The following is a 26983-nucleotide window of genomic DNA, read 5'->3' as shown; positions in this document are numbered from 1 at the left end:
TCAGTGCGACGCCAGGTCGGCGGCGACGCAGCGGTCCCAAATCTCACGCGCTGCTACCCGGACCGGACCGACCAGCTTGCGGTAGTCGAGCGCGGTCACCGACGCACAGACGGAGATCCCGGCGAGGTTGCCGTAGATATGGTCGGCCGGGCCGATGGATACCCCCACGCAGCCGAGCCCCGCGAAAGCTTCTCCACGATCGAACGCGGCACCGCGCTCGCGGATGGCGGCAAGTTCCTCCTTCAGCCGGGCGTCGGAGGTGATGCTCTGCGCGGTACGCCGTACGAGTTCACCGCTAGACGTGTGCTGCAGGGTTTGCGCGATGTGGGGATTGTTCGTCGTCTCGCCGAATGCGATCTGTACCTTGCCCACCGCGGTCAGGTGGGCGGGCACCCGCTGTCCCACGGCGGTCGGGGTGGGCCCGGACGCGCGTCCGTTGACTTTGTCGAGGTAGACGGTGTCACCATGGTCGACTACGCCCAGCTGAATGGTGAACCCGGTCTGCTGAGCGAACGCCTGCATCACCGGGCGTGCCCCTTGCAGCAGACGATTCTGATTCAGGGCCGCCTGTCCCATTTCGTAGGCTTTGACCCCGAGTTCGTAGGTTTGTTCGGGTGAGCGCGCGAGCCAGCCCGCGCTCGCGAGCTGTTCGAGCAGCCGGTGCACCGATGATCGGGGCAGACCGGTGCGGGAGGTCACCTGGGACAGGGTCAGCGGCCCTGCTCCATTGAAAGTTTCCAGCACCAACGCTACCCGCTCGACCACTGACACCGGGACCCCGGCAGTGCTTGTTGTTCTCACCAGACCTCCCAACAGCCACGTCGCTGCGATGCTCGCCACGGTACTACCACGTGCATGTGCACGTCGAACGGCCCATGACGAGCGCGGGCCCGACGATCGCACGGATACGGGATCGGCATCGAACCACCTTCCCGATGAGCGAGAAATCGCGTCTTTCTGACGATTTTCGCGGCATAGCCTTCCGTGGCCCAGGTCTCGGACCCGGGCGCGTAGTGCTGACCACAACCCAGGAGTGCGAATGTCCACGCAGACGAGTACCGATCCGGCGTCCCGCGCCGATGCGGCGGAAGCTGCGGCGGAAACTCGCACCGCCCGGGTCCGGATCGCCGGGATCGTCGAAGAGACCGTCGACGCGCGTTCGTTCGTCGTCGAACCGCTGGCCGGCACGATGACAACGAACTACCGCCCGGGGCAATTTCTCACCGTCCGGATTCCCGATGTCGGTACCGGCTCGGCGCGGTGCTATTCCCTGTCGAGTTCGCCGCATACCGACTCGGCGATGAAGTTCACCGTCAAACGGGTCGTGGGTGGCCACGGGTCGAATTGGCTCTGTGACACGGTGCGCATCGGTGACGAACTGGAGGTGCTGCCGCCGGCCGGTACTTTCGTACCGGCCTCCTTCGACGAGTCCGTGGTCCTGGTGGCGGGCGGCAGCGGGATCACGCCGGTCATCGCGATCGCGAAATCGATCCTGGTCGGAGGTGCGGGTGACGTGGTCCTCGTCTACGCCAACCGCGACCAGGATTCGGTCATCTTCGCGGCGGAACTGCGCGAGCTGGAAAGCCTTTTCCCCGAACGGTTTTCGGTGATCCACATATTGGAGTCGGTGCAGGGCTACCCGAGTCGCCGGGCGTTGTCGATACTGCTGCGCCCGCTGCGCGACCGGTCGGTCTACATCTGCGGCCCGACACCGCTGATGGACCTCGCCGCCGACGTATGCACGGAAGCGGGATTCCCTGCCGCGCGCGTGCACTCCGAGCGCTTCCTGTCCCTGCAGCGCGACCCCTTCGCGGCCGATGTTCGGGACGAGTCGGCCGGCTCCGGTGAGGTCGTCTGTGAGGTGCGTGTGTCGATCGACGGTGCCGACCATGAGGTGCCGTGGAGGGCCGGGCGCACACTCCTGGACGCCTTGCTCGCGGCCGGGATCGAGGCGCCGTATTCGTGCCGCGAGGGGGCGTGCAGCGCCTGCGTCTGTTCACTGACCGAGGGTCGGGTGAACCTGGCGCACAACGAGATTCTGACCGACGACGACCTCGCCGATGGCTACATCCTGGCGTGCCAGGCCGAACCGGTGAGCGACGAAATTTCGATCGAATACTGACCGGAGGCGGGCCGGCTCCGCGTCGTCGACGGATCGAGGCAAAAACCGTCCCATTCAGCAGGAGACCCACGTCACACCATTGCCGCCGCCTGCGACGCTGATCCCACCGCGAAAGGTTGCCTGATCGCAACCGTCTGACCAGGAGGTATCGTGAATTCCGCGACCGACGCCAAAGACAAGATCCGCGTCATCGACAGCGGTGTACCGCCGCAGCGATTCGCTCGCGGCTGGCACTGTCTGGGTCTGGTCCGCCACTTCGACGACGGGCAGCCGCGCCAGGTCTCGGCCTTCGGTACCGAACTGGTCGTATTCCGCGGTGAGGATGGAAAACTCAACGTGCTCAACGCCTTCTGCCCGCACATGGGTGGAAATCTGGCCCAGGGCACGGTGAAGGGGAATGACATCGCCTGTCCGTTCCACGACTGGCGCTGGCGCGGCGACGGCAAGTGCGCGGGCATTCCCTATGCGCGGCGGGTACCGCCGCTGGCGCGGACCAAGGCGTGGACGACCAGGGAGATCAGCGGCCAGCTGTTCGTCTGGCACGACCCGCAGGGCCGCACACCGCCCGCCGAGCTCGAGGTGCCGCAGGTGCCGACCTATGGCGATCCGGGCTGGACGGACTGGGTCTGGAACCACGTGGACGTAGAAGGCTCGCACTGCCGCGAGATCGTCGACAACGTCGTCGACATGGCTCATTTCTTCTACGTCCACTACGGCATGCCGACGTATTTCCGCAACGTGTTCGAGGGACACACCGCGAACCAGCTGATGCGGTCACGGCCCCGCGCCGATGCCGTCGGAGTCAGTCAGAGTACCAACTACAGTCTCGAAAGCCAGTCGGACGCAACGTATTACGGACCGTCCTACATGGTGGACAAATTGTGGAGCGGAGGTGTGGATCCGGACAGCGATCCGAATATCTACCTCATCAACTGCCACTACCCCGTCACCCCGACCTCGTTCCGATTGCAGTACGGGGTGATGGTGCGCAAGCCGGTCGGAATGGACGACGAGGCCGCCGACCAGATCGCGGCCGCGGTCGCCAAGGGCGTGGCGATCGGCTTCGAGCAGGACGTCGAGATCTGGAAGAACAAGGCGCGCATCGACAATCCACTGCTGTGTGAGGAGGACGGGCCGGTCTATCAGCTGCGCCGCTGGTACGAGCAGTTCTACGTCGACGTCGAGGACATCAAGCCGGAAATGGTCAACCGATTCGAATTCGAGATCGATACCGAACGCGCACTGCAGAACTGGCAGGCCGAGGTGGACGCCAACCTCGCCGCCGGACGAAGTGCCATCGCCCCCAAGTTGTCGTCCGGCCGCTCGGAAGCGGTTACCGGTTCCTGACCCCGATCCAGCCCTTCCAGCTTCGACCAGGAGTACCTCAGATGTCCTACGCAGTGCTCGACAACATCATCGCGATCGCCGACGAAATCCGCGCCGGCGCCGAAGAAGGGGAGTCGCTCGGCCGGCTTCCCGACGATATGGCCAAGGGCCTCAAGGATGCCGGGCTGATCCGGCTGTTGCAGCGCAAGAAGTACAACGGTTTCGAGGCACATCCGAGGGTGTTCGCCGAAACCGTGATGAAGACCGCCAGCGTCTACGGTTCTGCGGGCTGGGTCGGCGGCATCGTCGGAGTTCATCCGTGGCAGTTGGCCTTCGCCGATCCGAAGGTGCAAGAGGAGGTCCTCGGCGCCGACGGTGACACGTGGCAGGCGTCGCCGTATATGCCCGGCGGCGTGGCGGTGCCTCGCGACGGCGGCTATGTCCTCAACGGCCGGTGGCAGTTCTCCTCCGGCACCGATCACTGCGACTGGATCTTCCTCGGCGCGTTGGTCGGAGGCGACGACGGCAAGCCCTTGATGCCGCCACAGGGCCTGCACGTGATCCTGCCCCGGTCGGACTACGAGATCGTTCCGGACTCCTGGGACGTCGTCGGACTGCGTGGCACCGGCAGCAAGGACATCATCGTCAAGAACGCATTCATTCCGGACTACCGGGTGATGAACTCGGCGAAGGTCATCGACGGCACCGCCGCCAAGGAGTACGGGGTCACCGAGACGCTGTACAAGATGCCGTGGTCCACCATGTTCCCCCTGGGCATCACGTCGGCGACGATCGGCATCTGCGAAGGACTCCTGGCCGCCGGGATCGACTATCAGCGCGACCGGGTCGGCGCGGCGGGCACGCTCGTCAAGGACGATCCCTATGTGCTGCACGCACTCGCGGAGTCCGCGTCGGAGATCGACGCCGCCCGCCAGCAGCTGCTGGCCAACGTCGACCGCATCTACGACATGGTGGACCTGGGCGAGGAGATCGACTTCGAGACCCGGGCGAGGGTGCGCCGCGACCAGGTGCGTGCTGCCTGGCGTGCGGTCCGTGCCGCCGACGAGATCTTCGATCGGGCCGGCGGTAACGCCCTTCGGATGGATAAGCCCTTACAGCGGTTCTGGCGTGACGCACATGCCGGCCTGCATCACGCGATCCACGTCAGCAGCACCACCTATCACGCGGCGGCGATGGCCTCGCTGGGTGTCGAGGTGCCCCAGGGCCCGCTGCGCGTGATGATCTGATTCGTTTCCGGAAAGGAACATCTGCACAGATGACCGAAATCAAGGGACTCGGGTACGTTCGGGTGCTGGCCACCGATATCGAGCGCTGGCGCGAATTGGGTTTCGACGTATTGGGATTCGCTCCCGGCTTCGGAGTCGAGGCCGATGCGCTGCATTTCCGGATGGACGAGCGGCCCGCGCGTATCACCGTGGAGCATGCCGAGGTCGACCGCGTGAGCGCGGTCGGCTGGGAGGTCCGCGACGGCGCCGCGCTGCGGCGGTTGGCTGCGACGGTGGAAGCGGCCGGATTGGAGTACACGCCCATGTCACAGGAGCTCGCCGATCGGCGCAAGGTCGAGGCGGGCTTCTGCATGAAGGACCCCGGCGGTACGCCGCTCGAGTTCTTCCACGGGCCGGTGCTGGAACACAGTCCGGTGCTGACGAAGTACGGCCAGCGCTTCATCACCGGGGCGCAGGGCCTCGGGCATGTCGTCATGCCGACCACCCACTTCGAAGAGTCCTACACCTTCTACACCGAAACGCTGGGTTTCCTGCCGCGGGGCGCCTTCCGGATGCCATCGCCGCCGGATGCGCCGCCCCAGCGGATCCGGTTCCTCGGAGTGAACCAGCGCCATCACAGCCTGGCGATCATGCCGAGCCTGGAGGGCCGAGACCCTGGGCTGATCCACGTGATGGTCGAAGTGGACGAACTGGATGCGGTGGGGCGCGCTTACGACCAGGTGATGGCCCGCGGCTTCCCGGTGTCCTCCACGCTGGGCCGGCACACCAACGACAAGATGGTGTCGTTCTACGTGCGAGTGCCCGGCGGTTGGGATATCGAGTACGGCACCGGTGGCGTACCGGTCGACGAGACCTACTACACCGCCGAGGAGATCACCGCCGACAGCTACTGGGGCCACGAATGGATGTGGGCCCGGCAGCTGAAGGAGGCTCAGCAGGCCGAAGCGCAGCAGGCGTCCGCCGCCGTATGACGGGCAGCGACCGGCGTACACCGGTCGATGTCGCGCACGTCGATCCCACTCAGCGGTGCTGCGGGCCCGGCCGGCCCGCTGGGAGGGAACGCGTCGTCTCCGGGGGAAATCCGCCACTTACGGTGTGGCTCAATCGATCACCTCTTCGAGGGAAGTGAATCCAGTGACAAATCAGGACAGCGATTTCGACGCCGTGGTCGTCGGGGCGGGGATCTCCGGGCTCTACGCGGTGTACAAACTGCGCGGGCGCGGCATGCGCGTGCACGGCTTCGAATCCGCCGAGGGCGTGGGCGGAACGTGGTACCACAACCGGTACCCGGGTGCACGCTGTGACGTCGAAAGTATCGACTACTCGTACTCTTTCGACGACGAACTGCAGCAGGAGTGGACCTGGTCGGAACGGTTCGCCACGCAGGCGGAGATCCTGCGCTATCTCGAGCACGTCGCCGACCGCCACGATCTGCGCTCGGCCTACGACTTCCTCACTCGGGTGACCGCGACCGTCTACGACGAGCAGACCCAGCGCTGGACCATCTCCACCGACACTGGCCGCACCGTGACCGCGCGCTTCTGCATTCTGGCGACCGGCGTCTTGTCGGCGACGAACAAGCCCGACATCCCAGGCCGCGACACCTTCGCCGGGGAGAGCTACCACACCGGCGAATGGCCGCATGATCCAGTCGATTTCACGGGTAAGCGGATCGGCGTGATCGGCACCGGCTCCTCGGGCATTCAGGCCATCCCGGTGCTCGCCGAGCAGGCCGAACACCTGTATGTCTTCCAGCGCACCCCGAACTATTCGATTCCGGCGGGCAATCGGCCACTGGACCCGGACTTCGTGGCCGAGGTGAAGGCCAACTACGCCGAACGGCGGCGACTGTCGCGCAGCAGCGGTGGCGGCACCCCCAACAGCCCGCACCCGAAGGGGGCGCTCGAGGTCGACGCCGCGGAGCGGACCAGGATTTACGATGAATGGTGGCAGCGCGGCGGTTATCTGTTCGCCAAGGCCTTCCCGGACCAGACGACGAGCCTGGCCGCCAACGACACCGCACGCGAGTACGTCGAGGCGAAGATCCGCGAGATGGTGCGCGATCCGCAGGTCGCCGATCAGCTGATCCCGAACGACCATCCGATCGGCACCAAGCGGATCGTCACCGACGACGGCTATTTCCACACCTACAACCGCGACAACGTCACCCTGGTGAACTTGCGCCGGACACCGATCGCCGAGATCACCGAGACCGGTGTCCGTACGACCGAGGCGTCCTACGACCTCGACGTGCTGATCTTCGCCACCGGATTCGACGCGATGACCGGTTCGCTGTCGCGTATCGATATCCGCGGCCGCGGCGGCCGCGAGCTGGGCGAGGAGTGGGCCGCGGGGCCACGCACCTACCTCGGGCTGGCAGTGGCCGGATTCCCGAACATGTTCATTCTCGCCGGGCCCGGCAGTCCCAGCGTGCTGGCCAATATGGTGCTGATGGCCGAGCAACACGTCGACTGGATCAGCGACTGCCTGGACTACCTCGACGAGCACGGTTTCACCACGATCGAGGCCGACGAGGAATCGGTCGGCGAATGGGTGACCGAATGTAACGAGGTCGCCGCGCGCACGTTGTTCCCGACCGCCAACTCCTGGTACATGGGCGCCAATATCCCGGGCAAGCCCCGGGTCTTCATGCCCTATATCGGGGGTTTCGGCAAATACAACGAGATCTGCGCGGAGGTCGCCGCGGCCGGCTACAAGGGCTTCGAACTGAACGGCGGCCCTGCCCCGGTCACCTCCTGATACCGGCCGCAACCCCGCGAACGGTGTGAGCGTGCCGTCGCGTACCCATCGAACGAAGTAAGGACGTGGTCCCTATGGGCGGACAACGACGGTCCGATCTGCATCCGGATGTCGAGGCGATGCTCTCGGCACTGGAATCGTTTCCGGACGTCACCCGGCACGACCCCGCCGAATTGCGCGAGATCATCGCGTCGCGGCGGGCTCCCCTGACACATATGCCCGCCATGCGGGTGGCCGAGGATCGGGTGATCGAGGGGCCGGGCGGAGACATGGCGCTGCGTGTTTACGTACCGGAAACCGATGTGCCGGAACAGATTCCGGTGGTCGTGTTCGCTCACGGCGGTGGTTTCGTCTTCTGCGATCTCGACAGTCACGACGAGTTCTGCCGATCGATGGCGCAAGCGGTCGGGGTCGCCGTGGTGTCGGTGGACTACCGGCGTGCCCCCGAGTATCCCGGCCCCGCGGCGATGGAGGACATGTACGCGGCAGTGCAGTGGACCGCGGCCCATGCCGGCGAATTCGGCGCTGACGCACGCCGTCTCGTCGTCGCCGGAGACAGCGCCGGTGGCAATCTCGCGGCGACGGTGAGCCTGGCCGCTCGCGATCGCGGCGGTCCGCCCATCGCGGGGCAGGTCCTGCTCTATCCGGTGATCGACGACGATTTCGGCACCGAGTCCTACCGGCACTACGGCGAGGGGTACTACAACACCACCACGGCCATGCGCTGGTATTGGCAGCAGTACGCGCCGCACGGCACCGACAGTCCGTACCTGGTACCCAGCCGGGCCGAGTCTTTGGCCGGGTTGCCGCCGGCGGTGGTGGCCACCGCCGAATTGGATCCGCCGTGCTCGGCCGGTGAGGATTACGCCCGCCGTCTCGCCGACGCCGGTGTCGCGGTGATCTCCCACCGCTTCGACGGGCTGTTTCACGGATTTCTGACCTTCCCGAGCCTGTCACTGACCGAGCCTGCGCGCCAGCAACTTTGGCACATGATGCGCGAGCTTCTCGCCTCGGTGAGCGTCCCCGATTCACTGTCCCATTGAGCGGAAGCAGCGGCCGAGCGTGACGGTCCGTCGGCCCACGATGGATCGCGGGTGTGAACCCGGACACAGCGAATGCGGAAGGTAAGCATGACACAGCGACTCAGGGGCAAGAAGGCCCTGGTCACCGGCAGTAGCCGCGGAATCGGACGGGCGATCGCGCAGCGTCTGGCGGCTGAGGGCGCGACGGTGGTGGTCACCGCGCGCTCGCATGGGCCGAGCCCCTCGGTGCGTGCGGGCGCACCCCATCTGCTGGCCGGTTCGCTGGACGAAACCGTGCAGTTGATCGAGGCCGCGGGCGGCCGCGCGGTGGCGATCCCGGCCGACCTGGAGGACGCCGGACAACGCGGCGGACTGATCGACAAGGTCGTCACGGAACTCGGCGGCATCGACATCCTGGTCAACAACGCGGGTTTCGCCGATTACAGCTCGATCGAGCAGATGAGCGACGCGACGTTCCACCGGACTGTGCAGCACTATCTCGAAGTGCCGTTCGTACTCAGCCGCGCGGCGATTCCCCATCTGCGCAAGCAGGGGGCCGGCTGGATCGTCAACATCGGTTCCTCGACCGGACTGAATCCGATCCGGCCGTTCCGGGAGTACAACAAGACCTCAGGCGATGTCGTCTACGCCTCGGCCAAGGCCGCACTGCACCGCTTCACCCAAGGCCTGGCGGCGGAGTTGCTCGACGACGGGATCGCGGTCAACGCGGTCGGCCCGTCGACGGCGATCATGACTCCCGGTGCGTCGGCACTGCTGCCCGAGGGCTACGAAACCGAGCCGGTGGAGTACCTGGCGCAAGCGGTGCTCGAGATGTGCACGGCGCCGGCGGCCGAGCGCACCGGCCTGGTCGCCTTCAGCCTCCATTACCCCTATGCGACGCACACTCCGGTGATGTCGCTGGATGGCAGCACCGAATTGCCGCGCCGAGAACCACCTTCGTGGGCGAACCCCAACATTCTGCCGGAGGGCGTGTGATGACCACGACCGCGCGGGAACGATTCTCGCGAGGCACCGCAGTGGTGACCGGCGCGGCGGCCGGTATCGGCCGTGGCCTGGCCCAGCATCTGGGCGGCCTCGGTATGACCGTGGTCGTCGCCGATATCGACGCCGGCCGTGCCGCGGAGGTCGCGGCCGCGATCGTCGCCGAGGGCGGCAATGCCGAAGGGTACGGGATCGACGTGGCCGACGAGGCCGCGGTCGACGCCATGGCGACGGCGATCTTCGACCGGCACGGCAGCGTCGAACTGCTGATCAACAATGCCGGGGTGGAGTCCTCGGGACTGCTGTGGGAGATCGACCCGGCCCGGTGGCGGCGCGTGATGCAGATCAACGTCGACGGCGTCTTCTATTGCTTGAAATCCTTTGTGCCGCAGATGATCCAAGTGGGATCGCCAGCGTGCATCGCGAACCTGTCCTCGGTGGGCGGCCTCAACACCGTCGCCGTGCAGTCGCCCTACATCGTGAGCAAGTTCGCGGTGCAGGCGATGACGGAATGCCTGCATCAGGATCTGTCGATCATCGGCGCACCGATCCAGGTCAGTGCCGTGGTGCCGCATTCGATCCGCAGCGAGATCTTCCTCGCTGCCCAGCGTGAGGCACCCACCTCCGACCCCACCGCCAATGCCGTGTTCGCCGCGATGCAGCGCGACAACGTCGACAAGGGACTCGACCCGCTCGCCGCCGCCGAGCACATGATCGAGCAGATCGCCCGCGGGCAGTTCTGGGTCTTCTCCGACGACGAGATGTGCACGGCCTCGGCGACCAGGCGTGGTGAACAACTGCTGAATCTGCGCCCGCCCGCGAATCCACGAGACATGCTCGCCCGAATGGGCGTGCCACTGCCGGAAGGTAACTCATGACAGACACCATCGTTACCGGCGTCGCAGCCTCCTCCGACGCTACCGCTGCCGCCGCCCGAGAGGCCGCACTCCACCGGGCGATCGACGAGTGCGAGGTGGCGCCGCTGCTCATGGCGATGGTGCACGTAACCGGTGACCTGGGACTGCTCGACCAATTCGGTCCGCGCCTGACGATCGAGGAGCCGGGCAATCACTACCGCAGCGGCACGCGTCCGACGGTCCCGCCGGGCACCTACCCCGACGACGTCGCCGCGGACATCCGTGTCCGCGCGCGCGAGGTCTTGCCGCCGGATTCGGTTGCAGCCCTGGATGTTCCGGACGACGAGCTGTTCCAGCGGATGGCGACGATCTGCACCGCGCAGCGGGTGGACACCGAATTCGTGCCGATTCTGCTGGAACAGGCCGGATTCACCAAGGACCGGCGCCACGTCCCGGTGACGGTCACACCGCCCGCCGACTTCGACGTCGTCGTGATCGGCGCCGGAATCGTCGGCATCAACGCCGGAATCAAGTTGGCGGAGGCGGGCTTTCCGTTCACCATCTTCGAGGAACGCGACGATATCGGCGGTACCTGGCAGCGCAACACCTATCCCGGCGCGGCAGTGGACACCCCGAGTCACTACTATTCCTACTCGTTCGAGCTGAACCCGAACTGGTCGCGGTATTACCCGACCGGACCGGAATATCAGGAATATCTGCTCGGGGTAGTCGAGAAATACCGGCTGCGCGAGCACATCCGATTCGGCACCCGCGTCCGATCGGCCACCTGGCTGGAGCAGGAGAACCGCTGGGAGGTCGTCACCGAGGATCGCGACGGTGAACTGGCCCACCACCGCGCCCGCTCCGTGATCACCGCGCTTGGCATGCTGAATGCCCCCAACATTCCGGATGTGCCGGGTATGAACACCTTCGCCGGGACGCTCGTGCACACCGCCGAATGGGATACCGAGATCGATCTGCGCGGCAAGCGCGTGGTCGTTCTCGGTACCGGCTGTACCTCGGTACAGGTCGTAGCGAGCATCGTCGACGAGGTCGACACCCTCGACGTGGTCGTGCGCAGTCCGCACTGGCTGGTCCCGGAGAAGACGGTCGGCGGCGACGTGCCGGAGGGCGAAAAGTGGGCGATGGCGAATCTGCCCTTCTACGACAAGTGGTTCCGGTTGCGGACGTACTGGTTCGCGTCGGACAACTTGTATCTACTGCCGCGCATCGACAAGGAGTGGGCGTCGACTCATCTGTCGGCATCCCCGGCCAATGACATGGTGATGCAGACTGCGCAGGAGTATTTGCGTAACAGCTTCCCGGACCGGCCGGATCTGATCGAGAAGCTGACTCCCGACTTCCGCCCGTATGCCAAGCGCATTGTCAAGGACCCGGGCTTTTTCAAGGCGCTCAATCGCGAGCACGTCACCCTGCATCGGGCCTCGTTCGAGCGGATCACCCCCGAAGGAGTCGTCACAACCGAGGGAACGTTTATCCCCGCGGACGTGATCGTTCTCGCGACCGGGTTCAAACTGCAATTCACCACCACGATCGATATCACCGGCAGCACCGGTGAAACTCTGGCGCAGGTATGGAAGGGCGGTGAGGATCCACGCGCCTATCTGGGCGTGCAGGTGTCGGGCTTCCCGAACCTGTTCGTCACTGCCGGGCCGAATGCCGCACCGAATCACGGTGCGGGCCATAACATCACCGGCGAGGAGCAGGTTCACTACATCATCGAGTGCCTGCAATACCTGCTCGAACACGACTATGCAGCAATGGATGTCGAGCAGAACGCGCAGGACGAATACAACCGGCGCGTCGATGAAGCGCTCGACGAAACCGTGTGGGTGCACCCTGGCGCCCAGGTCAACGGCTACTACCGCAACACCGCCGGTCGAGCGATCGTTCCGTGCCCCTGGCGGCTGGTCGACTACTGGACGATGCTGCGCGAACCCCATCCGGAGGACCTGACTTTCCTGTCGCATCGAAAGGCCTTGTCGTGACCACGAACCCGCCTCCTGACGTCCTGGCACCGGCTCGGCTGGGACCGGTGATCCTGCGCAACCGCGTCATCAAGTCGGCCACCTTCGAACACATGGCGCCCGGCGCACTCGTGAGCGACCAACTCGTCGAGTTCCACCGGCAAGTCGCCGCAGGCGGTGTCGGAATGACCACGGTCGCCTACTGCGCCGTGGCGCCCGAAGGGCGCACCGAGGCGGACCAGATCTGGATGCGCGAGGAAGCTGTACCCGGCCTGCGGCGCCTTACCGACGCTGTCCACGTCGAGGGTGCGGCGATTTCGGCCCAGATCGGTCATGCCGGCCCGGTGGCCAGCGCGAAATCCAACGGATTGCCCGCACTGAGCGCCTCGCGACGGGTCAGCCCGATGGGTCCGCAGATTACGCACTCGGCTACGGTTGCCGATATCGCGCGGATCCGGACCGCGCACGGGACCGCTACCCGGCTCGCCATCGAATCCGGATTCGATGCCGTCGAAATCCACTTCGGCCATAACTATTTCGCGAGCTCGTTCCTGAGCCCCGTGCTGAATCGCCGCAAGGACGACTACGGTGGTTCGCTGCGCAACCGTGCCCGTTTGGTGCGCGAGGTTGCTGCCGAGGTCCGCGAGGCGGCCGGTGGACGAATCGCCGTTCTGGCCAAACTGAACATGGATGACGGTGTGCCGGGCGGCTTCTGGCTCGACGAGGCTATCCAGGTCGCGCAATGGCTGGAGGCCGACGGTAGCCTGGATGCGATCGAGCTCACCATCGGCAGTTCGCTGCTTAACCCGATGTATCTGTTCAAGGGAGATGCTCCGCTCGACGAGTTCGCCGCGGTCATGTCGCCGCTGATGCGCTTCGGGGTGAAGGTTGCCGGGAAGCTCTTCTTGCACAGCTACCCGTATCAGGACCTGTTCATGCTCGATGCGGCGCGGCAGATCAGAGCGAATGTCTCGATGCCGTTGGTGCTGCTGGGTGGTATCACCGACAAGGCCACTATGGACACCGCGATGGCCGAGGGGTTCGAATTTGTGGCGATGGCCCGAGCCCTGCTGCGTGAGCCGGATCTGATCAATCGGATTCGCGAGGATCACGACAGGAAGTCGTTGTGCATCCACTGCAACAAGTGCATGCCGACGATCTTCTACGACACGCACTGTGTTCTGGCCACACCGCACGCGGCCGCGCGATGACCATGCGTCCGCTCGACTGTGAGCAGTGCGGCCAACGCGTGCTGATCGAGAAGTTCAGTGCGGCACACACATCGGTTCAGTGGACCGGTGACGCTGGGCGGTGCCCGGTGATCGCGGCGCAGGGCCGGGGGGTGGGGCATCAGGAACGCGGATGCGATGTCCTGCGTCGCCGGATCGACCGCGCGGTGCGCGAACACGCCCTGCCGGAATCCAGAATTCAACTGCCGACCGGTGACGATATCCCGCGGCTGCACTGAGAAACGCGCGCCGGGTGAGCCCGCGACTACGCGGGCGCACCCGGTGTGAGCGCTTACGAGACGGAGTCCGGTTCTGCTGCGGGCAGCGCCTGTTTGCACCATGCCAGCTCGGCCTCGCTGAGAGTGCCGAGCTCCATGGCACGCCGGCACCACTCGGGAACCAGCCGGACGAATTCGGCGGGATCGTAGATATCTTCCTCTTTGGAGAACTTTCCGTTCCCGGCGTAGGTCAGAATGCTGATGTTGTCGGCGCCCATCTGCGAGCCGTCACCCGGATCGCGCATCAGATTGTTCAGCTTCACCACGATCACACCGTTGACGTCGTCGATCAGATGCCAATAATCGGGAAACGAGGTCATCGCGGAGCCCGGAAACTGCGCGAGGGTCGGCTCGGCCCAGGCCCAGATGGCGTCGGGTCCTTTCAGAACTCCGACCATTTGCTCGTGATACTCGGCGTCGGGGGTGAACAGGTCGACGAATTCGCGCCAGCTGCCGGTGCCCGAGGCCGCGCGGGTGACCGTCGCATGCCAGGTCTGAAACGCCGATTCCAGTTCTTCTCTGCTCCACGTATTGCTCATATCCGGACGCTAACCGGGCCCCGGCCGACGCGGCAGAACCCGTTTCCGCTCAGCGGAATTCGCGGGCTCTCCCACTGAATGGAAGACCACCTTCGACTGCCGTTCGCGCGAATCTAGGTTGGGGCAATCCGTCCCACCCCTGAGAGTGGAGTTCCGAATTATGGCGAAGAAGCCGATGCCCCCGCTCACGACCGCCCACGAGGTGACCGTCGACCTACTGGTCGTCGGTTCCGGCACCGGCATGGCCGCGGCGCTGGCGGCCCACGAGCAGGGGCTGTCGAGTGTGATCGTCGAGAAGACCGCTTACGTGGGTGGTTCGACCGCGCGGTCCGGTGGTGCGTTCTGGATTCCGGGCAACTCCAGCCTCCCCGATTCGGACCCTGATCTGGCCGAGGCGCGCGCCTATCTCCGGTCGGTCGTTGGTGATACCACACCTGCCGAGCGTGGACAGGCTTTCCTCGATGCCGGTGCCGCGGCGGTCGAGATGCTCGAGCGGACCACGCCGATGCGATTCTTCTGGGCGAAGGGCTATTCGGACTACCACCCGGAGGAGCCCGGGGGCCGGGCCGAGGGCCGGACGTGTGAATGCCGCCCGTTCGATGCCTCGATCCTGGGTGAGCAGCGACCGCGCCTGCGCCCCGGCGTCATGGAGGCACCGGTGCCGATGCCGGTCACCGGCGCGGACTACAAGTGGATGAATCTTGTTGCGCGCAAACCGATCAAGGCGTTCTCCCGCATTCTTCGGCGGGCCGCCCTCGGTATCGGCGGCATGGTGATCGGGCGCGAATATCTGGCCGGGGGACAGGCTCTGGCAGCGGGTCTGTTCGCGGGCGTACTACGGGCCGGTATTCCTGTGTGGACCGAGACCAGCCTTGTCCGGCTGATCCGTGAGGGCGACCGCGTCGCCGGCGCGGTGGTGCGCCAAGGTGAGCGTGAGGTCACCGTGACGGCGCGTCGAGGGGTGGTGCTGGCCGCCGGAGGCTTCGACCACGATATGGCCGCACGGCACAAATTCCAGTCGCCGCGGCTCGACGACGACGCCAGTCTGGGATCCGAGGGCAATACCGGTGACGCCATCACCGCGGCCCAAGATCTCGGTGCCGGGACCGCCCTGATGGATCAGGCATGGTGGTTCCCCGCATTCGCACCACTGCCCGGCGCCGCACCCCTGGTCATGCTCGCCGAACGTTCGCTACCGGGCTCGTTCGTCGTCGACCAGACCGGCCGGCGCTTCGTGAACGAGGCGATGGACTACATGTCGTTCGGCCAGGCGCTGCTGGCGCGGGAGCGGCGAGGAGACCCGGCCGAACAGATGTGGCTGGTCTTCGATCAGCGCTATCGCAACAACTACATCCTTGCGGGACAGTACTTTCCCCGTCAGCCCCTGCCGCAGGCCTGGTTCGAGGCCGGTATCGCCCATCGCGCCGACGACCCCGCGGCGTTGGCACGGGCCATCGGGGTCCCCGAGGACGCGTTCACCGAGACATTCCAGAATATGAACCGCTACGCCGAGAGCGGAACAGATCCGGAGTTCGCGCGCGGAGCCAGCGCCTACGACCGCTACTACGGCGATCCCACCGTGACGCCGAACCCGAATCTCGCGCCGCTACGGAAAGCCCCGTACTACGCGGTCAAGATGACCCTCAGCGATCTGGGCACGTGCGGCGGTGTGGTCGCCGACCGGGACGCGCGCGTGCTGCGTGAAGACGGCAGTGTGATCGAAGGGCTGTACGCGATCGGCAACACCGCCGCGAACGCCTTCGGCGCCAGCTACCCGGGCGCCGGGGCGACGATCGGCCAAGGCCTGGTCTTCGGATACATCGCCGCGCGCCACGCCGCAGGGGAGACCACCGAGTCGGCCTAGCCGCCCACCTCACCGGGGGCCGCCGAATGCCGTGGCCCCCGGTGAGCTGTTTTTCGCGGCGGGTCGCCATCGGTCCGCGATTCTGTTCCGCTGGTTGAATTTCGCGACGGTGCCGGAATCGTTTCCTGGGCGCTCCTAGCCCGGCGGCGCTTCGTCGAGCACCGGTAGTTCACCGGATCGTGCTGCCGCCCAAATGGATTCACTCGGGAGCGTCATGAGGGTGCTCCGGCGGATTCGGCACCGCGGGCGAGATTCGCCTGGACCTTCCGCTGCCACGCCTCGAGCGGCCGGGTGGTGTCGAGTTCGAATTCGAATCGGTCGACCATTTCCGGGGCCACCTCGGCGGCGTCGACGTAGAACTGCTGGTACCAGCGCCGCAGCTGATATACCGGGCCGTCCTCCTCGCACAGCAGCGGATTGTCGATGCGCGCCTTACGCTTCCAGATCGCCACATCCTGCTCGAAACCGATCTTCACCCAATCGCCCAGCGCCACCGCGGTCGCGATGGCTCGTCCTCGGGCAGCCCCTCGGACTTCTCGACGATGATTCCGTATTGCAGTACGAACGAATTCTCGTCGATCGGGTAGTGGCAGTTGAGCAGAACCGTCTTGTAGTCGCCGTTCTCGTAGTGATAGACGAGGTCGTCGATCATGAAGGAGGGACCGTAATACGACGCCACAGATGTCGTACCCAGCAAGGCGGGCTGTCCCTCGGGCCCTGCAAGATCCGCCCGCGGGCCACTTTTGAAGTACTGGGTGGCGATATGACCTTCGAAGACGTTTTTGAAGTAGGTCGGCAGCGAGCCGTGGATGTAGAAGAAGTGGGCCATATCCACGACGTTGTCGACGATCTCGCGGCAGTTGGTATGGACGATCGTGGTGTACCAGTGCCAGTCGGTCCAGGAATCGCTGCCGGCACCTTCTATCCGCGGAATCGTGACCTCGGCCGGCGGCGGGTTGCCCTCGGGGTCGTTCCAGACGAACAGCATCCCGTCCTGCTCGAGGGTGGTCCAGGTGCGGGTGCGGGCCAGCGGCGGCACCCGCCGGGCATAGGGGATCTGTTTGCAGCGGCCGTCCCCGCCCCACCGCCAATCGTGGAACGGACAAGCGATCTCATTACCCTTGATCTCGCCGTCGGACAAATCACCGCCCATGTGCCGGCAGTAGGCGTCGAGGACGTTCAGTTTCCGGTCCTCGCCGCGGAAGACGACCAGCTTCGTTCCGAACGCCTGAATCGAATGCGGTCTGTCGTCGGCGAAATCTTTGCTCAACCCCAGGCAGTGCCAGCCTCGTGCGAACCGCTTCGGCGCGGCTTCGGCTTCGATCCGGCGTACCTCATCGTGCACCGTTGTCATCTCGACCGTCCTCCAAACCCGTCCGTGTGGAAGCAGGCTGAATGTCCGCGGTCGCGGACCGATCCCACGCGTAAACCGTTGTAACACCGACGTTCCCGGTCATGATCGGGCGAATTTCACTGGATGGAATTAGTCCTGGTGGAATGTGTTTCGCTCATTGGGAAGCCGGGCCTTGCCCGCCGCTGATCTGTTTCTGCCCGGCCCGCACCTCCTCGACCTGGCCGCACATCCGGGAATCCGGACAGTTCTGTGTGAACATCCTCGCGGCCGACCAGCAGGGACTGTGCCGGCAGTTCGGGATGAGGGGCGCCGACAAATTCGCCGGAATCTCCTGGCACCCAGCATCGAACGGGGCACCCAGGCTGGAGGGCGCGATCGCGTCGCTGACCTGCGCACTCGAACGCGAGGTCGACGGTGGTGACCACATCATCGTGATCGGCCGGGTGATCGAAGCGGAGGTGCAGTCTGTGCGGCCTCCGCTGCTGTTTCATCGCTCCGCATTCAGGCAGTTGGCGCCCGAACCTGATCCGCGGTCCAGCGCATTGACGCCACTGGACACCTGGCGGTGGGGATGAAGCGGGGACGGACGACAACTACGAAATGGTAGCGATGATTGGACCTTACGATTTTTGAAAGCTCCACCATGTCGGGATTGTCGACGACCTCGCCGCGGCCTCCGCTGAACTGGAACACGCGGTGCGCCCAGTTGCGGGCGTGCTGGCCGGTTTGGAGGAAGTGGCCAGCAGCTCCTACGGCGACGAGCAACAACGATACGCAGGGAATGGCCGCCACTGCGACGACGCGGGTGCGGATGCCGCTCCGGGGCCTGAATACGGCCGAACGCTAAGGTGGTCGCGGCGGCTCCCGGAGCCGGAATCCCGTTCAGCGGAAGTATTTTCGAATCGCTTCCGGCCCGACTGTCACATGTGCGAGCCGCCGTCGATGCGCAGTTCGGCACCGGTAACGAAGTAGGCGTCGGCGGAGGCGAGCATCGCGACCACGGCGGCCACCGCGTCGGGCTGGGCGAAAATCGCGCCGTCGGGCAGCGGCAGCATCGGTGCGGTCTTGCCGAACAAGGCGGAGTCGGCGTCGGCGGGCAGGCCGGGGCCCACGCTCTGCTTGGCTTCGCCGGTGCCGTCGGTCATACCCGACGAGATCGAGCCCGGCTGCACGGAATTGAAGCGGATGCCCTGCTTGCTGAATTCCATGGCGAGCGCGTGGGTCATCGCCTGGATGCCGCCCTTCGAGGCCGCGTAGGCCGACATGTAGGGGTGTGCGAACTGCGCCGAGGTGGAGCTGAAGTTCACCACCGCAGGTTCCGTACCCTCGCGCAGTGCCGGCAGGGCTTCCCGGATCACCAGGAAGGTGCCGATGAGATTGATCCGGATAACCTGTTCGAAGTCGGCCACGGTGGTCTGCTCGAAGTGGGCCGAGCGCAGAATTCCCGCTGCGTTCACCAGCGCGTCGAGGCCGCCGAGCCCCCGGACCGCTTCGGTGACACCGGTTTTCACCGAGTCCTCGGCACCGACGTCCATGACGACGGTGGTGAGGCGCTCTGCGTCCTCGCCTGCTTTGGAGTGCGTGTCCTTCAGGCCGTCGGCGCTGATGTCCGCGGCCGCGACTCGGCCGCCCTCGGACAGGATGCGCAGAACGGTCGCCTGACCGATGCCGGAACCGGCGCCCGTCACCAGGACGCGGCGGTCGGCGTAGCGCTGCAGGGTAGTCATGATGGTGTTACTCCTTTGTTGGTCACCGATGCGCTCAGCATGCTCAGGCCCAGCGGTTCTTCAACGGGGTGATTTCACTGGTTGGGAAACTGATTGCGATCCGGCCGCGATCCAGGCGGTGATCGTGCGTTTCGTCGCGGCCCACCGGCAGGCCGGGGGCAGTGCCGTCGTTGCGGCCGTCGTCGGAGCCGGAAGCCCCTGCTGTGCCCCGCTGCTCCAACTACGTTGTCCAGCAGGAGGTTCGGGCAGAACACTGCGGTGGTCGGTAGTCGTGCAGGTTATGAATGATTACCGGACCACTGAGTGGGAAGTGCCCGAGCAGAAGTGGCTGCGGAACCTAATCTTGGGCTCCGGACCGACCGGAATGCGAACCGAATAGAGCCTGACACTCAGCGGAGTCGGAGCACCTCAGGGATGTGTGGCGACCATGCGGCCCGGGCAGCGACTTCGCGTCATCCGGCGCAGCATCCGCATCCTGATGCCACACGAGCGTGGCGCCAAACGCGAAGCCCCTCTTGTCGAGACAAAGGAGGAACAGGTGGATACAGAGAAATACGGGCCGTGGGCTGTCATCGCCGGTGGATCCGAAGGAGTCGGTGCGGAATTCGCCGCTCAACTCGCGGAGCAGGGCCTGAACCTGGTGCTCCTGGCGCGCAAGGAAGCTCCCCTGGAGGCGACCGCTGAGAAATGCCGCGCCTATGGCGTTACGGTGCGCACGCTGTCGGTCGATCTGCTCGCCGCGGACGCGTTCGAACGCATCCGGCAGGTCACCGACGACCTGGTCGTCGGATTGTTCATCTACAACGCGGGCGCCAACACCTACGGCCACGAATTCGTCACCGGTGACCTCGATCGCTTCCAGGCCGTGATCGATTTGAATATCACCGCTCAGCTGAAACTGGTGCAGCACTTCGGCGCTCTCATGCGCGAGCGGCGCCGCGGGGGGATCCTGCTGGCGGGCTCGCTCAGCGGCTTTCTCGGATCGGCACAGATCAGCATCTATTCAGCGGTCAAGGCATTCTGTCGTATCTTCGCCGAAGGCTTGTGGCTGGAGATGCAGGACCACAACGTGGATGTGCTCGAGTTGGTGTTGGGGCTTACCCGGACCCCGGCAATGGCGCGGGCGGGGCTCAAGATGGACGCTCCCGGCCTTCTGATCTCCGAACCTCGCGACGTGGCCGCGCAGGGCCTGGCGAATCTGGCCAACGGTCCCGTCGTGGTGGTCAAGGAGTGGGAGGCGGCAACGGAGAAGAACAGTGGCCACAACCGCGCGGAGCTGCTGATCGAGGCTCGGGATTCGGCGAAGAAGCTGCTTCCGCCCCCGACCGAGTAATTGCGACGCATTGCTGCCCGCATCGAATGAAGACGAGAAACGAATGAACGATGGTGCAAGGCTCGCTGTGCTCGAACGCCGCATCCGAGACGTGGAAGATCAGTTGGCAATTACCCGATTGCTCGCCTCCTACGGACCTCTTGTCGACAGTGGGGATGCGGAAGCGACCGCCGCACTGTGGACGGAGGACGGTGAGTATGACGTTCCCGGCGGCCACATGCGCTCCCGGGAAGCTATTCGGTCGATGGTCTTGTCGGACGCGCACCGAAATCTGATCGAGACAGGGAGTACCCACTTCATCGGTCCGGCGCAGATCGAGGTCGACGGAGATCAGGCCCTCGCTGTGTGCGAATCGATCCTTGTGCTGCGTGACGCGGACTCGTATCGCATTCTGATGTCCGGAAGTCACCGGATCACCCTCGTTCGCACCCATGGTGGATGGAAGATTCGGCACCGCATCACACGCGAGTTGAACGGCAAGCCCGAGGCGCGGGAGTTGTTGCGTGTCGAGACCGAGAAAGCGCAGCAGCCGGGGACGGCATGAAGAACCCGTCCTCGGAATGCTCGAGATCGGCCGCGGCAGACACGTCACGCCCCGCTTCCGTACTCGTATGACGAACGGGATGAGATCATCCGAATTCCACCGCAGCTCTTCCGCTGAGCGGGAACTTCGCTCAGCGCGTTCGTAATACGCCGGTAACGTCCGCTGGGCGAACAGATTCGGGAGGTCACATGGCTGCAGAAGCAGCAGTTTTCCGTTTCAGTAAGATTCTCGTCGAGAACGCCGAAGCGCAGTTCGGCTTCTATTCATCGGTACTCGGAATGATCGAGAAGTATCGCGTCCGCACCGGTGAGGGTGACGACGCTCTCGAAGAGATCATCATGACGTCGGCGCACGGTGGCGATCCCGCGCTGGTGCTTCTGCACTATCTGAATCGCCCTGCACCCCGTCCGGGAGAAGCGGTACTGGGCTTCAATGTGGACGACGTCGAGGCAGTGGTCCGCGCCGCGGAAAAGGCCGGAGGTACCGTGGCCGTCCCGCCGAAGGACATGCCCGAATTCGGCATCGTGGTCGCGTTCGTCGAGGACCTCGAAGGACATCGCCTCGAACTGGTCCAGCGTCTGCCGGCCGCAGCAGAACCGGCCTGAGACCGCCTGTAAACCCCTGCGAGCCTGCCACTGGTTCGCATTCGCCGCGCCGGCCGATGCGCAGCGACGCATGGAAGGAACTCCGATGGGCACGTCGACACAGCAGCATCCGATGACACCGGTCGCGCCGCCGAGCCTGATCAACGATCTGTACACTCCCGCCGAGGTCGATGCCTTGTTCGGCTTCATTCGTCGCGGTGCCCCCTGGCAGCTGGTACTCGCCCAGCATTTCTCCTCGACCGAGGAATACCTGGCGATTTCGGGGGCCAAGGACCGCAATCCGCATGCGCGTCTGGCCGACTTCACGGCGCCGGTCTTCCGCGGCTATCTGGCCAAGGAAGGCATTGTGATGGACGACTCGATCCATGACATCTACTTCAGCCGGAAGCTGCTCGATCCGGTCAAGCACATGCACGGTGCCCGTTATGGATTTGCGCATCACATGCTGTTCAACACGGGAGGGCCGTCCCACAGTTTCGATGCCGGGCACTTCGACGGGCGCAGCTGGCGTGGACGCGGGCTGATCAATACGCCGGTGTGGCTGATGGGTGTCATGGCGAAGTCGGGCCTGTTCGATCCGTGGGAAGTCAAAACCGGTCAGGTCATCACCTACTTCTACGACTCCGATATCGACGGTGGATTCACATACTGGCCGGAAGGGCCGGATCGCGCACCGTCCCGATTCCGGGCACCGTTCCGGAACACCGCGATCCTCACCGATAATTCGCGCATGTATCACCGGCGTGAGGGGAACGGACCCCGCGATCGTCGCGACGTTCCAGGGCTCGAGATGCACTCCCTCCTGCACCGTGACAACGACGAATGGGTGATCCGCAACGGTGACACGGAGATCGCTCGTTACGGAGATGAGCAGTCCCGCACGCTGTTCCACTACACAGCGTTGGTTTTCGATGATGCGGGCGAGATGAACCAGTACCTCGACCACACCGACGATCTGTCCCTGGAGACCGTGTTCGACATGCTGCTTGCCGATCTGCGGGCCCGTGGGATCGCCTACAACGAGCCGACGGACCCGCTCACCGACCCGGCATTCATCGCGCTGCTCACCGATACGTACGCGATGGCGCCGCAGGAGTATCCGGCCGATGCGCCGCTGGACATCCCTGTCTCCTAGCCGTGAGCGCAGTACCTCCGGACGGCGCGGCAACTGCGCCCGACACCGGGTTATTGCGGCGTGTCGCGATATCCGGTCTGCTCGGAACGAGCATCGAGCTGGCGGATCAGCGAGACTCGCGGGATGGATCTCGCTGTGCCCGAAGCTGATACGGAAATCGCTGCTCGCAGCACTGTGCTGTGGCGGCCGCTCGATCGGCGACTCCGCCGTTTTCGGGTCGACGATCGCGCACGGTTATCTCACGCCGGCGCTGTGCAATCTATTTCTGCCGCAACTGATCAGCGTGCAGAACGTGTCTATGGCCATGAATTACGGTGCCAACCGCGTCCGGTTCCCGGCTCCGGTGCGGGCGGGGTCGCGCGTACGCGGTAGCGGCGAAATCCTGGCGTGCACCGATGTGCCAGGAGGCGTCCAGTCCGCTATTCGAGTGACTGTGGAAATCGAAGGATCAGCGAAGCCGGCATGCGTAGTCGACAAACTGAGCAGGTGGATCGAATGACGATTCGTTGCGCGACCGGTGAACGCGCGGGTGTCATTCCGGGCGAAGGAGAGTCCTTTACATCAAGTGTCACGCCGAATTCGACGTTGTAGGACGCGAGACGAGGTGACTCCGGTGTGTTGGGTGAGCGCGCCGCCACGAACGCCACGCGGTTATTTTCTCGCTGAGTGGGATTCTCGGCCTTGCTCGGATTGGTGGCCGACGATACTGTGCGCGATCGAGTTGCTGAAGACAGGAGCGGGCGACTCACTGCGCGTGTTCATGCGGACCCGGCCGAAGTCCGATCGGCGTTCCGGTGTACTCGTACCGGACCGTCATCCCCCTTGCGGCGCGGACGCATGGCGGCCATCCACAACTGCCCAGTTGACGAGGCTGCACCGGATTTCTCGGCGTTGCCGATCAGCGGCGAGTTCGTAGTTGTAACACGCGGAATTGCATCGCCGGCCTCAAAGAAGAGGAGAGAACAATGTCGGACGTCGGGAGTGTTCGCCCCGAGCACGCTGCTGCGATTGCCGAATGGGATTACGAAGCCGACGTGGTCGTCGTCGGGTACGGCGTTGCGGGTGCGAGTGCGGCGATCGAGGCAGCTCGTGCGGGCGCGGACGTCTTGGTGCTGGAGCGCACCGGTGGCTGGGGTGGTGCGGCGGCGCTCTCCGGTGGATTCATCTATCTCGGCGGAGGCACGGCGTTGCAGAGGGCCCTCGGCTTCGACGACACCCCCGAGAACATGGAGAAGTACATGACGGCCGCGTTCGGCCCGGGGGTCGACGAGTCGAAGGTCCATGACTATTGTCAGGGCAGCGTCGAGCACTTCGATTGGCTTGTTGCCCAAGGGGTCCCGTTCAAAGAGGAGTTCTGGGGTGAACCGGGCTGGGAGCCCCCGACGGATCAGGGCCTGATGTACTCCGGCGGCGAGAACGCCGCGCCGTACAACACCATCGCGACCCCGGCACCGCGTGGACACCTCCCACAGATGGCCAACAAGCGCACCGGTGAAAAAGGTGGCGGTTTCATGCTGATGAAGCCGCTCACCGACATGGCCGAGTCGCTGGGCGTGCGCGCCGAATACGATCTGCGCCTGCGGCGCTTGATCACCGATGACGCTGGTCGCGTCGCCGGGGTGGTCGCGAGGCGCTACGGGAAGGATGTGCACGTTCGTGCGCGGCGCGGCGTCGTGCTGGCGACCGGGAGTTTCGCCTTCAACGAGCAGATGGTGAAGACCTTCGTGCCCGTCCTGACCGATAAGGCGGCGTCGGCCATCGAAGAACATGACGGGATCGGCATCCGGGTTGCGCAGGCGCTTGGGGCTGATTTGGCCCACATGGACGCGATCGAGGTCGCGCTCTTCGCCGATCCGCAGATGGTGGCGCGCGGGATTCTCGTCAACGCACGAGGCCAGCGTTTCCTCGCCGAGGATACGTACGGCGGCTTCATGGGCCAAGAGGTGCTGATGCGACAGAATAACCAGGCATTTCTTATCATTGATGAGATCGCGCTGGAAGAGGCGCGGAATACCCGCTCCAGCACTGCGGGGATGCGGAATGAGCCGCCGGCGTGGGTCGCCGAGTCCGTCGAAGAACTGGAATCGGAGATGGGTTTTCCCACGGGTGTTTTGCAGGCGACCGTGGATGTCTACAACCGTCATGCCAAGGAGGGCGTGGACCCCGTGCTGGGCAAGAAACCGGAGTGGGTCAAGCCGATCGGGACGCCGCTGGCGGCCTACGACTTGAGCAACCGCACCGGCGGGTTCACTCTCGGCGGATTGAAGACCGATCTCGATTCCCGCGTGTTGCATGTTTCTGGTGACCCCATCCCTGGCCTGTTCGCCGCTGGGCGGTGCACCTCGGGCATCTGCGCCGGCGGCTATGCCAGCGGTGCTTCACTCGGCGACGGCAGCTTCTTCGGCCGCCGCGCCGGGCGCGCAGCTGCCGAGTCCTGATTGTGCAGCAACACGCATCTGTGGCCCGACCAAGACTCCCACACGGTCGCCACGATCGACGACATCTTCGGCCCGGAGGGCAATAGCCCCCCAGGGGTACCCGAAGATTTCGATCCAGAATTCGACGAGAGACGGGACGGAGACGGGACAGCGGCCGTCTCCTGACCCCGAAAACCGCCTCTCACCAGGCGTTCTACAAGCTACGCCCGATAATCAGTTTCATAATTTCGTTCGTCCCCCCGTAGATCTTCTGAATCCGAGCATCCGTGAACACCCGCGAGATCGGATATTCCGCCATATACCCGTACCCGCCGAACAGTTGCAGGCATTCGTCGGCGACGCGGCACTGCTGTTCGGTCAGCCACCATTTCGCCTTGGCGGCGGTGGGGATGTCGAGTTCGGCGCGGAGGTGTTTGGCGACGCAGTCGTCGAGGAAGGCCCAGGCGACCGAGGCGATGGTGTCGCATTCGGCGAGGGTGAACTGGGTGTTCTGGAAGTTGAAGATGGGTTTGCCGAAGGCCTGTCGTTCCTTGGTGTAGGCGACGGTCATTTCGACGGTCTTCTCGATCGCCGCTGCTGCGGCGACGGCCAGGATGAGACGTTCCTGGGGGAGTTGCTGCATGAGCTGAATGAAGCCGGTGCCTTCGGAGGCGCCGAGGAGGTTGGTCTTCGGGACGCGCACGCCGTCGAAGAACAGTTCGCAGGTGTCCTGGCCATGCTGGCCGACCTTCTCCAGGTTGCGGCCGCGCCGGAAGCCGTCGCGGTCGGTTTCGACAGCGATCAGCGAAACCGATTCCGCGCCTTTGCCTTCGGAGGTCTTGGCGGCGACGATCACCAGGTCGGCGAGCAGGCCGTTGGAGATGAAGGTCTTGGCGCCGTCGATGACGTAGTGGTCACCGTCGGCGACGGCCCTGGTGCGGATGCCCTGCAGGTCGGAGCCGGTGCCCGGTTCGGTCATGGCGATGGCGGCGACGATCTCGCCGGAGGCCATCTTCGGCAGCCACGCCTGTTTCTGTTCCTCGGTGCCGTAGGCGTTGATGTAGTGCGCGACGATCGTGGAGTGCACCGGGTTGCCGAGGCTGGGCGCCATCGCGCGGGTCTGCTCGATCGCGATCACGGCTTCGTGGGCGAAGGTGCCGCCGCCACCGCCGTACTCCTCGGGGATGGAGATGCACAGCAGGCCCAATTCGCCTGCGCGATTCCAGATTTCGCGGTCGACGTGGTGCTGGCGACCCCAGCGATCCTCGTTCGGTGCGCATTCCTTCTCGAAGAATCGGCGCGCCAAATCGGTGAGCGCGTCGAGATCTTCGTCCATCCACGGGGACCGATGCACCGGCACGGGGGAACTCCTCTGGTCGAATACAGTGTTCGTTCGCCAAGGTAGGAGCGCGTCGCGCGGCAGCCAATGACCGCAGCGCTCGATCTTGTGACCGGATCGCTCAGGGTGCGGCGGCGGGGCCGCGATAGGAGCCGGGGGAGCTGCCGGTCCAGCGTCGGAACGCGCGGGAGAAGGCGCTGGGTTCGGAGAAGCCGAGCCGGCGCGAGACCGCCGTCACCGTCTCGCCGCGCACCAGGGCCGCGATCGCGGCGTCGCGCAGGATCTGTTCGCGGAT

24 protein-coding genes and 1 pseudogene are annotated in these 26983 nt (G+C 65.0%); 19 read left to right on the top strand and 6 right to left on the bottom strand.

What is annotated here, in order from left to right; genetic code table 11:
- Complete coding sequence (locus RJ03_RS13875; RefSeq protein WP_036502143.1) at positions 1–801, bottom strand: IclR family transcriptional regulator; 801 nt, start codon at positions 799–801, stop codon at positions 1–3.
- A 238-nt stretch (positions 802–1039) separates the two neighbouring features.
- Between RJ03_RS13875 and RJ03_RS13870 the strand changes: the two genes are divergently transcribed.
- From RJ03_RS13870 to RJ03_RS13820, 11 genes are all read left to right on the top strand, one after another.
- On the top strand, positions 1040–2122 hold the full coding sequence (locus RJ03_RS13870) for a ferredoxin--NADP reductase (RefSeq protein WP_036502119.1): 1083 nt from the start codon (positions 1040–1042) through the stop codon (positions 2120–2122).
- A gap of 150 nt (positions 2123–2272) precedes the next feature.
- Positions 2273–3469 (top strand): 3-ketosteroid-9-alpha-monooxygenase, oxygenase component, encoded by a 1197-nt coding sequence (locus tag RJ03_RS13865; protein ID WP_036502117.1) that lies wholly within the window; start codon positions 2273–2275, stop codon positions 3467–3469.
- A gap of 41 nt (positions 3470–3510) precedes the next feature.
- Positions 3511–4695, top strand: a complete 1185-nt coding sequence (locus RJ03_RS13860; RefSeq protein WP_036502114.1) for an acyl-CoA dehydrogenase family protein — start codon at positions 3511–3513, stop codon at positions 4693–4695.
- Positions 4696–4724: 29 nt separating this feature from the next.
- Positions 4725–5666, top strand: a complete 942-nt coding sequence (locus RJ03_RS13855; protein ID WP_036502110.1) for a VOC family protein — start codon at positions 4725–4727, stop codon at positions 5664–5666.
- 163 nt (positions 5667–5829) lie between these two features.
- Positions 5830–7455 carry a flavin-containing monooxygenase gene (locus tag RJ03_RS13850; protein ID WP_036502108.1) on the top strand — a complete coding sequence of 542 codons (1626 nt, stop codon included), beginning with the start codon at positions 5830–5832 and terminating at the stop codon, positions 7453–7455.
- 74 nt (positions 7456–7529) lie between these two features.
- Positions 7530–8498: an alpha/beta hydrolase gene (locus RJ03_RS13845; protein ID WP_036502106.1), complete on the top strand. Its 969-nt coding sequence runs from the start codon at positions 7530–7532 to the stop codon at positions 8496–8498.
- An 87-nt stretch (positions 8499–8585) separates the two neighbouring features.
- A complete protein-coding gene (locus tag RJ03_RS13840) occupies positions 8586–9473 on the top strand; it encodes an SDR family NAD(P)-dependent oxidoreductase (protein ID WP_036502104.1) in 888 nt (295 codons plus the stop codon).
- Complete coding sequence (locus RJ03_RS13835; protein ID WP_036502102.1) at positions 9473–10357, top strand: SDR family NAD(P)-dependent oxidoreductase; 885 nt, start codon at positions 9473–9475, stop codon at positions 10355–10357. The genes RJ03_RS13840 and RJ03_RS13835 overlap by 1 nt, the downstream gene beginning before the upstream one ends.
- Entirely contained in the window at positions 10354–12345 is a 1992-nt protein-coding gene (locus tag RJ03_RS13830) for a flavin-containing monooxygenase (protein WP_036502100.1), read from the top strand. Before RJ03_RS13835 ends, RJ03_RS13830 begins: the two co-directional genes overlap by 4 nt.
- Positions 12342–13535: an NADH:flavin oxidoreductase gene (locus RJ03_RS13825; RefSeq protein ID WP_036502097.1), complete on the top strand. Its 1194-nt coding sequence runs from the start codon at positions 12342–12344 to the stop codon at positions 13533–13535. The genes RJ03_RS13830 and RJ03_RS13825 overlap by 4 nt, the downstream gene beginning before the upstream one ends.
- A complete protein-coding gene (locus tag RJ03_RS13820; protein WP_051024667.1) occupies positions 13532–13792 on the top strand; it encodes a hypothetical protein in 261 nt (86 codons plus the stop codon). The genes RJ03_RS13825 and RJ03_RS13820 overlap by 4 nt, the downstream gene beginning before the upstream one ends.
- Before the next feature lie 53 nt (positions 13793–13845).
- Here RJ03_RS13820 and RJ03_RS13815 read toward each other — a convergent pair whose 3' ends face one another.
- Positions 13846–14370 carry a nuclear transport factor 2 family protein gene (locus RJ03_RS13815; protein WP_036502094.1) on the bottom strand — a complete coding sequence of 175 codons (525 nt, stop codon included), beginning with the start codon at positions 14368–14370 and terminating at the stop codon, positions 13846–13848.
- A gap of 160 nt (positions 14371–14530) precedes the next feature.
- On the opposite strand from RJ03_RS13815, the gene RJ03_RS13810 reads away from it, so the two are divergent.
- Complete coding sequence (locus RJ03_RS13810; protein ID WP_036502091.1) at positions 14531–16234, top strand: 3-ketosteroid-delta-1-dehydrogenase; 1704 nt, start codon at positions 14531–14533, stop codon at positions 16232–16234.
- A 212-nt stretch (positions 16235–16446) separates the two neighbouring features.
- Here the strand turns inward: RJ03_RS13810 and RJ03_RS13805 are convergent.
- A pseudogene (locus RJ03_RS13805) lies at positions 16447–17588 on the bottom strand (3-ketosteroid-9-alpha-monooxygenase, oxygenase component).
- Between the two features lie 143 nt (positions 17589–17731).
- Between RJ03_RS13805 and RJ03_RS13800 the strand changes: the two are divergent.
- Entirely contained in the window at positions 17732–18163 is a 432-nt protein-coding gene (locus RJ03_RS13800) for a flavin reductase family protein (RefSeq protein ID WP_051024666.1), read from the top strand.
- A 345-nt stretch (positions 18164–18508) separates the two neighbouring features.
- Here the strand turns inward: RJ03_RS13800 and RJ03_RS13795 are convergent, their stop codons facing one another.
- Positions 18509–19315 (bottom strand): SDR family NAD(P)-dependent oxidoreductase, encoded by an 807-nt coding sequence (locus tag RJ03_RS13795; protein WP_036502088.1) that lies wholly within the window; start codon positions 19313–19315, stop codon positions 18509–18511.
- 478 nt (positions 19316–19793) lie between these two features.
- On the opposite strand from RJ03_RS13795, the gene RJ03_RS13790 reads away from it, so the two are divergent.
- From RJ03_RS13790 to RJ03_RS13770, 6 genes are all read left to right on the top strand, one after another.
- Positions 19794–20648: an SDR family NAD(P)-dependent oxidoreductase gene (locus tag RJ03_RS13790; protein ID WP_051024669.1), complete on the top strand. Its 855-nt coding sequence runs from the start codon at positions 19794–19796 to the stop codon at positions 20646–20648.
- Between the two features lie 43 nt (positions 20649–20691).
- Positions 20692–21192, top strand: a complete 501-nt coding sequence (locus tag RJ03_RS13785; protein ID WP_051024665.1) for a nuclear transport factor 2 family protein — start codon at positions 20692–20694, stop codon at positions 21190–21192.
- 188 nt (positions 21193–21380) lie between these two features.
- Positions 21381–21797: a VOC family protein gene (locus RJ03_RS13780; protein WP_036502082.1), complete on the top strand. Its 417-nt coding sequence runs from the start codon at positions 21381–21383 to the stop codon at positions 21795–21797.
- A gap of 85 nt (positions 21798–21882) precedes the next feature.
- Positions 21883–22932 (top strand): hypothetical protein, encoded by a 1050-nt coding sequence (locus RJ03_RS13775; protein WP_245552281.1) that lies wholly within the window; start codon positions 21883–21885, stop codon positions 22930–22932.
- Positions 22904–23431, top strand: coding sequence for a MaoC/PaaZ C-terminal domain-containing protein (locus RJ03_RS39045; protein WP_083870812.1), 528 nt, complete (start codon positions 22904–22906; stop codon positions 23429–23431). Before RJ03_RS13775 ends, RJ03_RS39045 begins: the two co-directional genes overlap by 29 nt.
- 466 nt (positions 23432–23897) lie before the next feature.
- Positions 23898–25370: an FAD-dependent oxidoreductase gene (locus RJ03_RS13770; RefSeq protein WP_036502077.1), complete on the top strand. Its 1473-nt coding sequence runs from the start codon at positions 23898–23900 to the stop codon at positions 25368–25370.
- A 193-nt stretch (positions 25371–25563) separates the two neighbouring features.
- On the opposite strand, the gene RJ03_RS13765 is transcribed toward RJ03_RS13770, so the two are convergent.
- Together RJ03_RS13765 and RJ03_RS35970 are read right to left on the bottom strand one after the other, a co-directional pair.
- Positions 25564–26685: an acyl-CoA dehydrogenase family protein gene (locus RJ03_RS13765; RefSeq protein WP_036502137.1), complete on the bottom strand. Its 1122-nt coding sequence runs from the start codon at positions 26683–26685 to the stop codon at positions 25564–25566.
- 124 nt (positions 26686–26809) lie between these two features.
- Positions 26810–26983: helix-turn-helix domain-containing protein (locus tag RJ03_RS35970; RefSeq protein ID WP_157163417.1), on the bottom strand; the 174-nt coding region annotated here is incomplete at its 5' end.

The organism is Nocardia aobensis NBRC 100429 (assembly GCF_000308375.1).
GTDB classification, from domain to species: Bacteria; Actinomycetota; Actinomycetes; order Mycobacteriales; family Mycobacteriaceae; genus Nocardia; species Nocardia aobensis.
The sequence above is the reverse complement of the archived record's forward strand: the minus strand, read 5'-3'. Positions and strand labels throughout refer to the sequence as shown.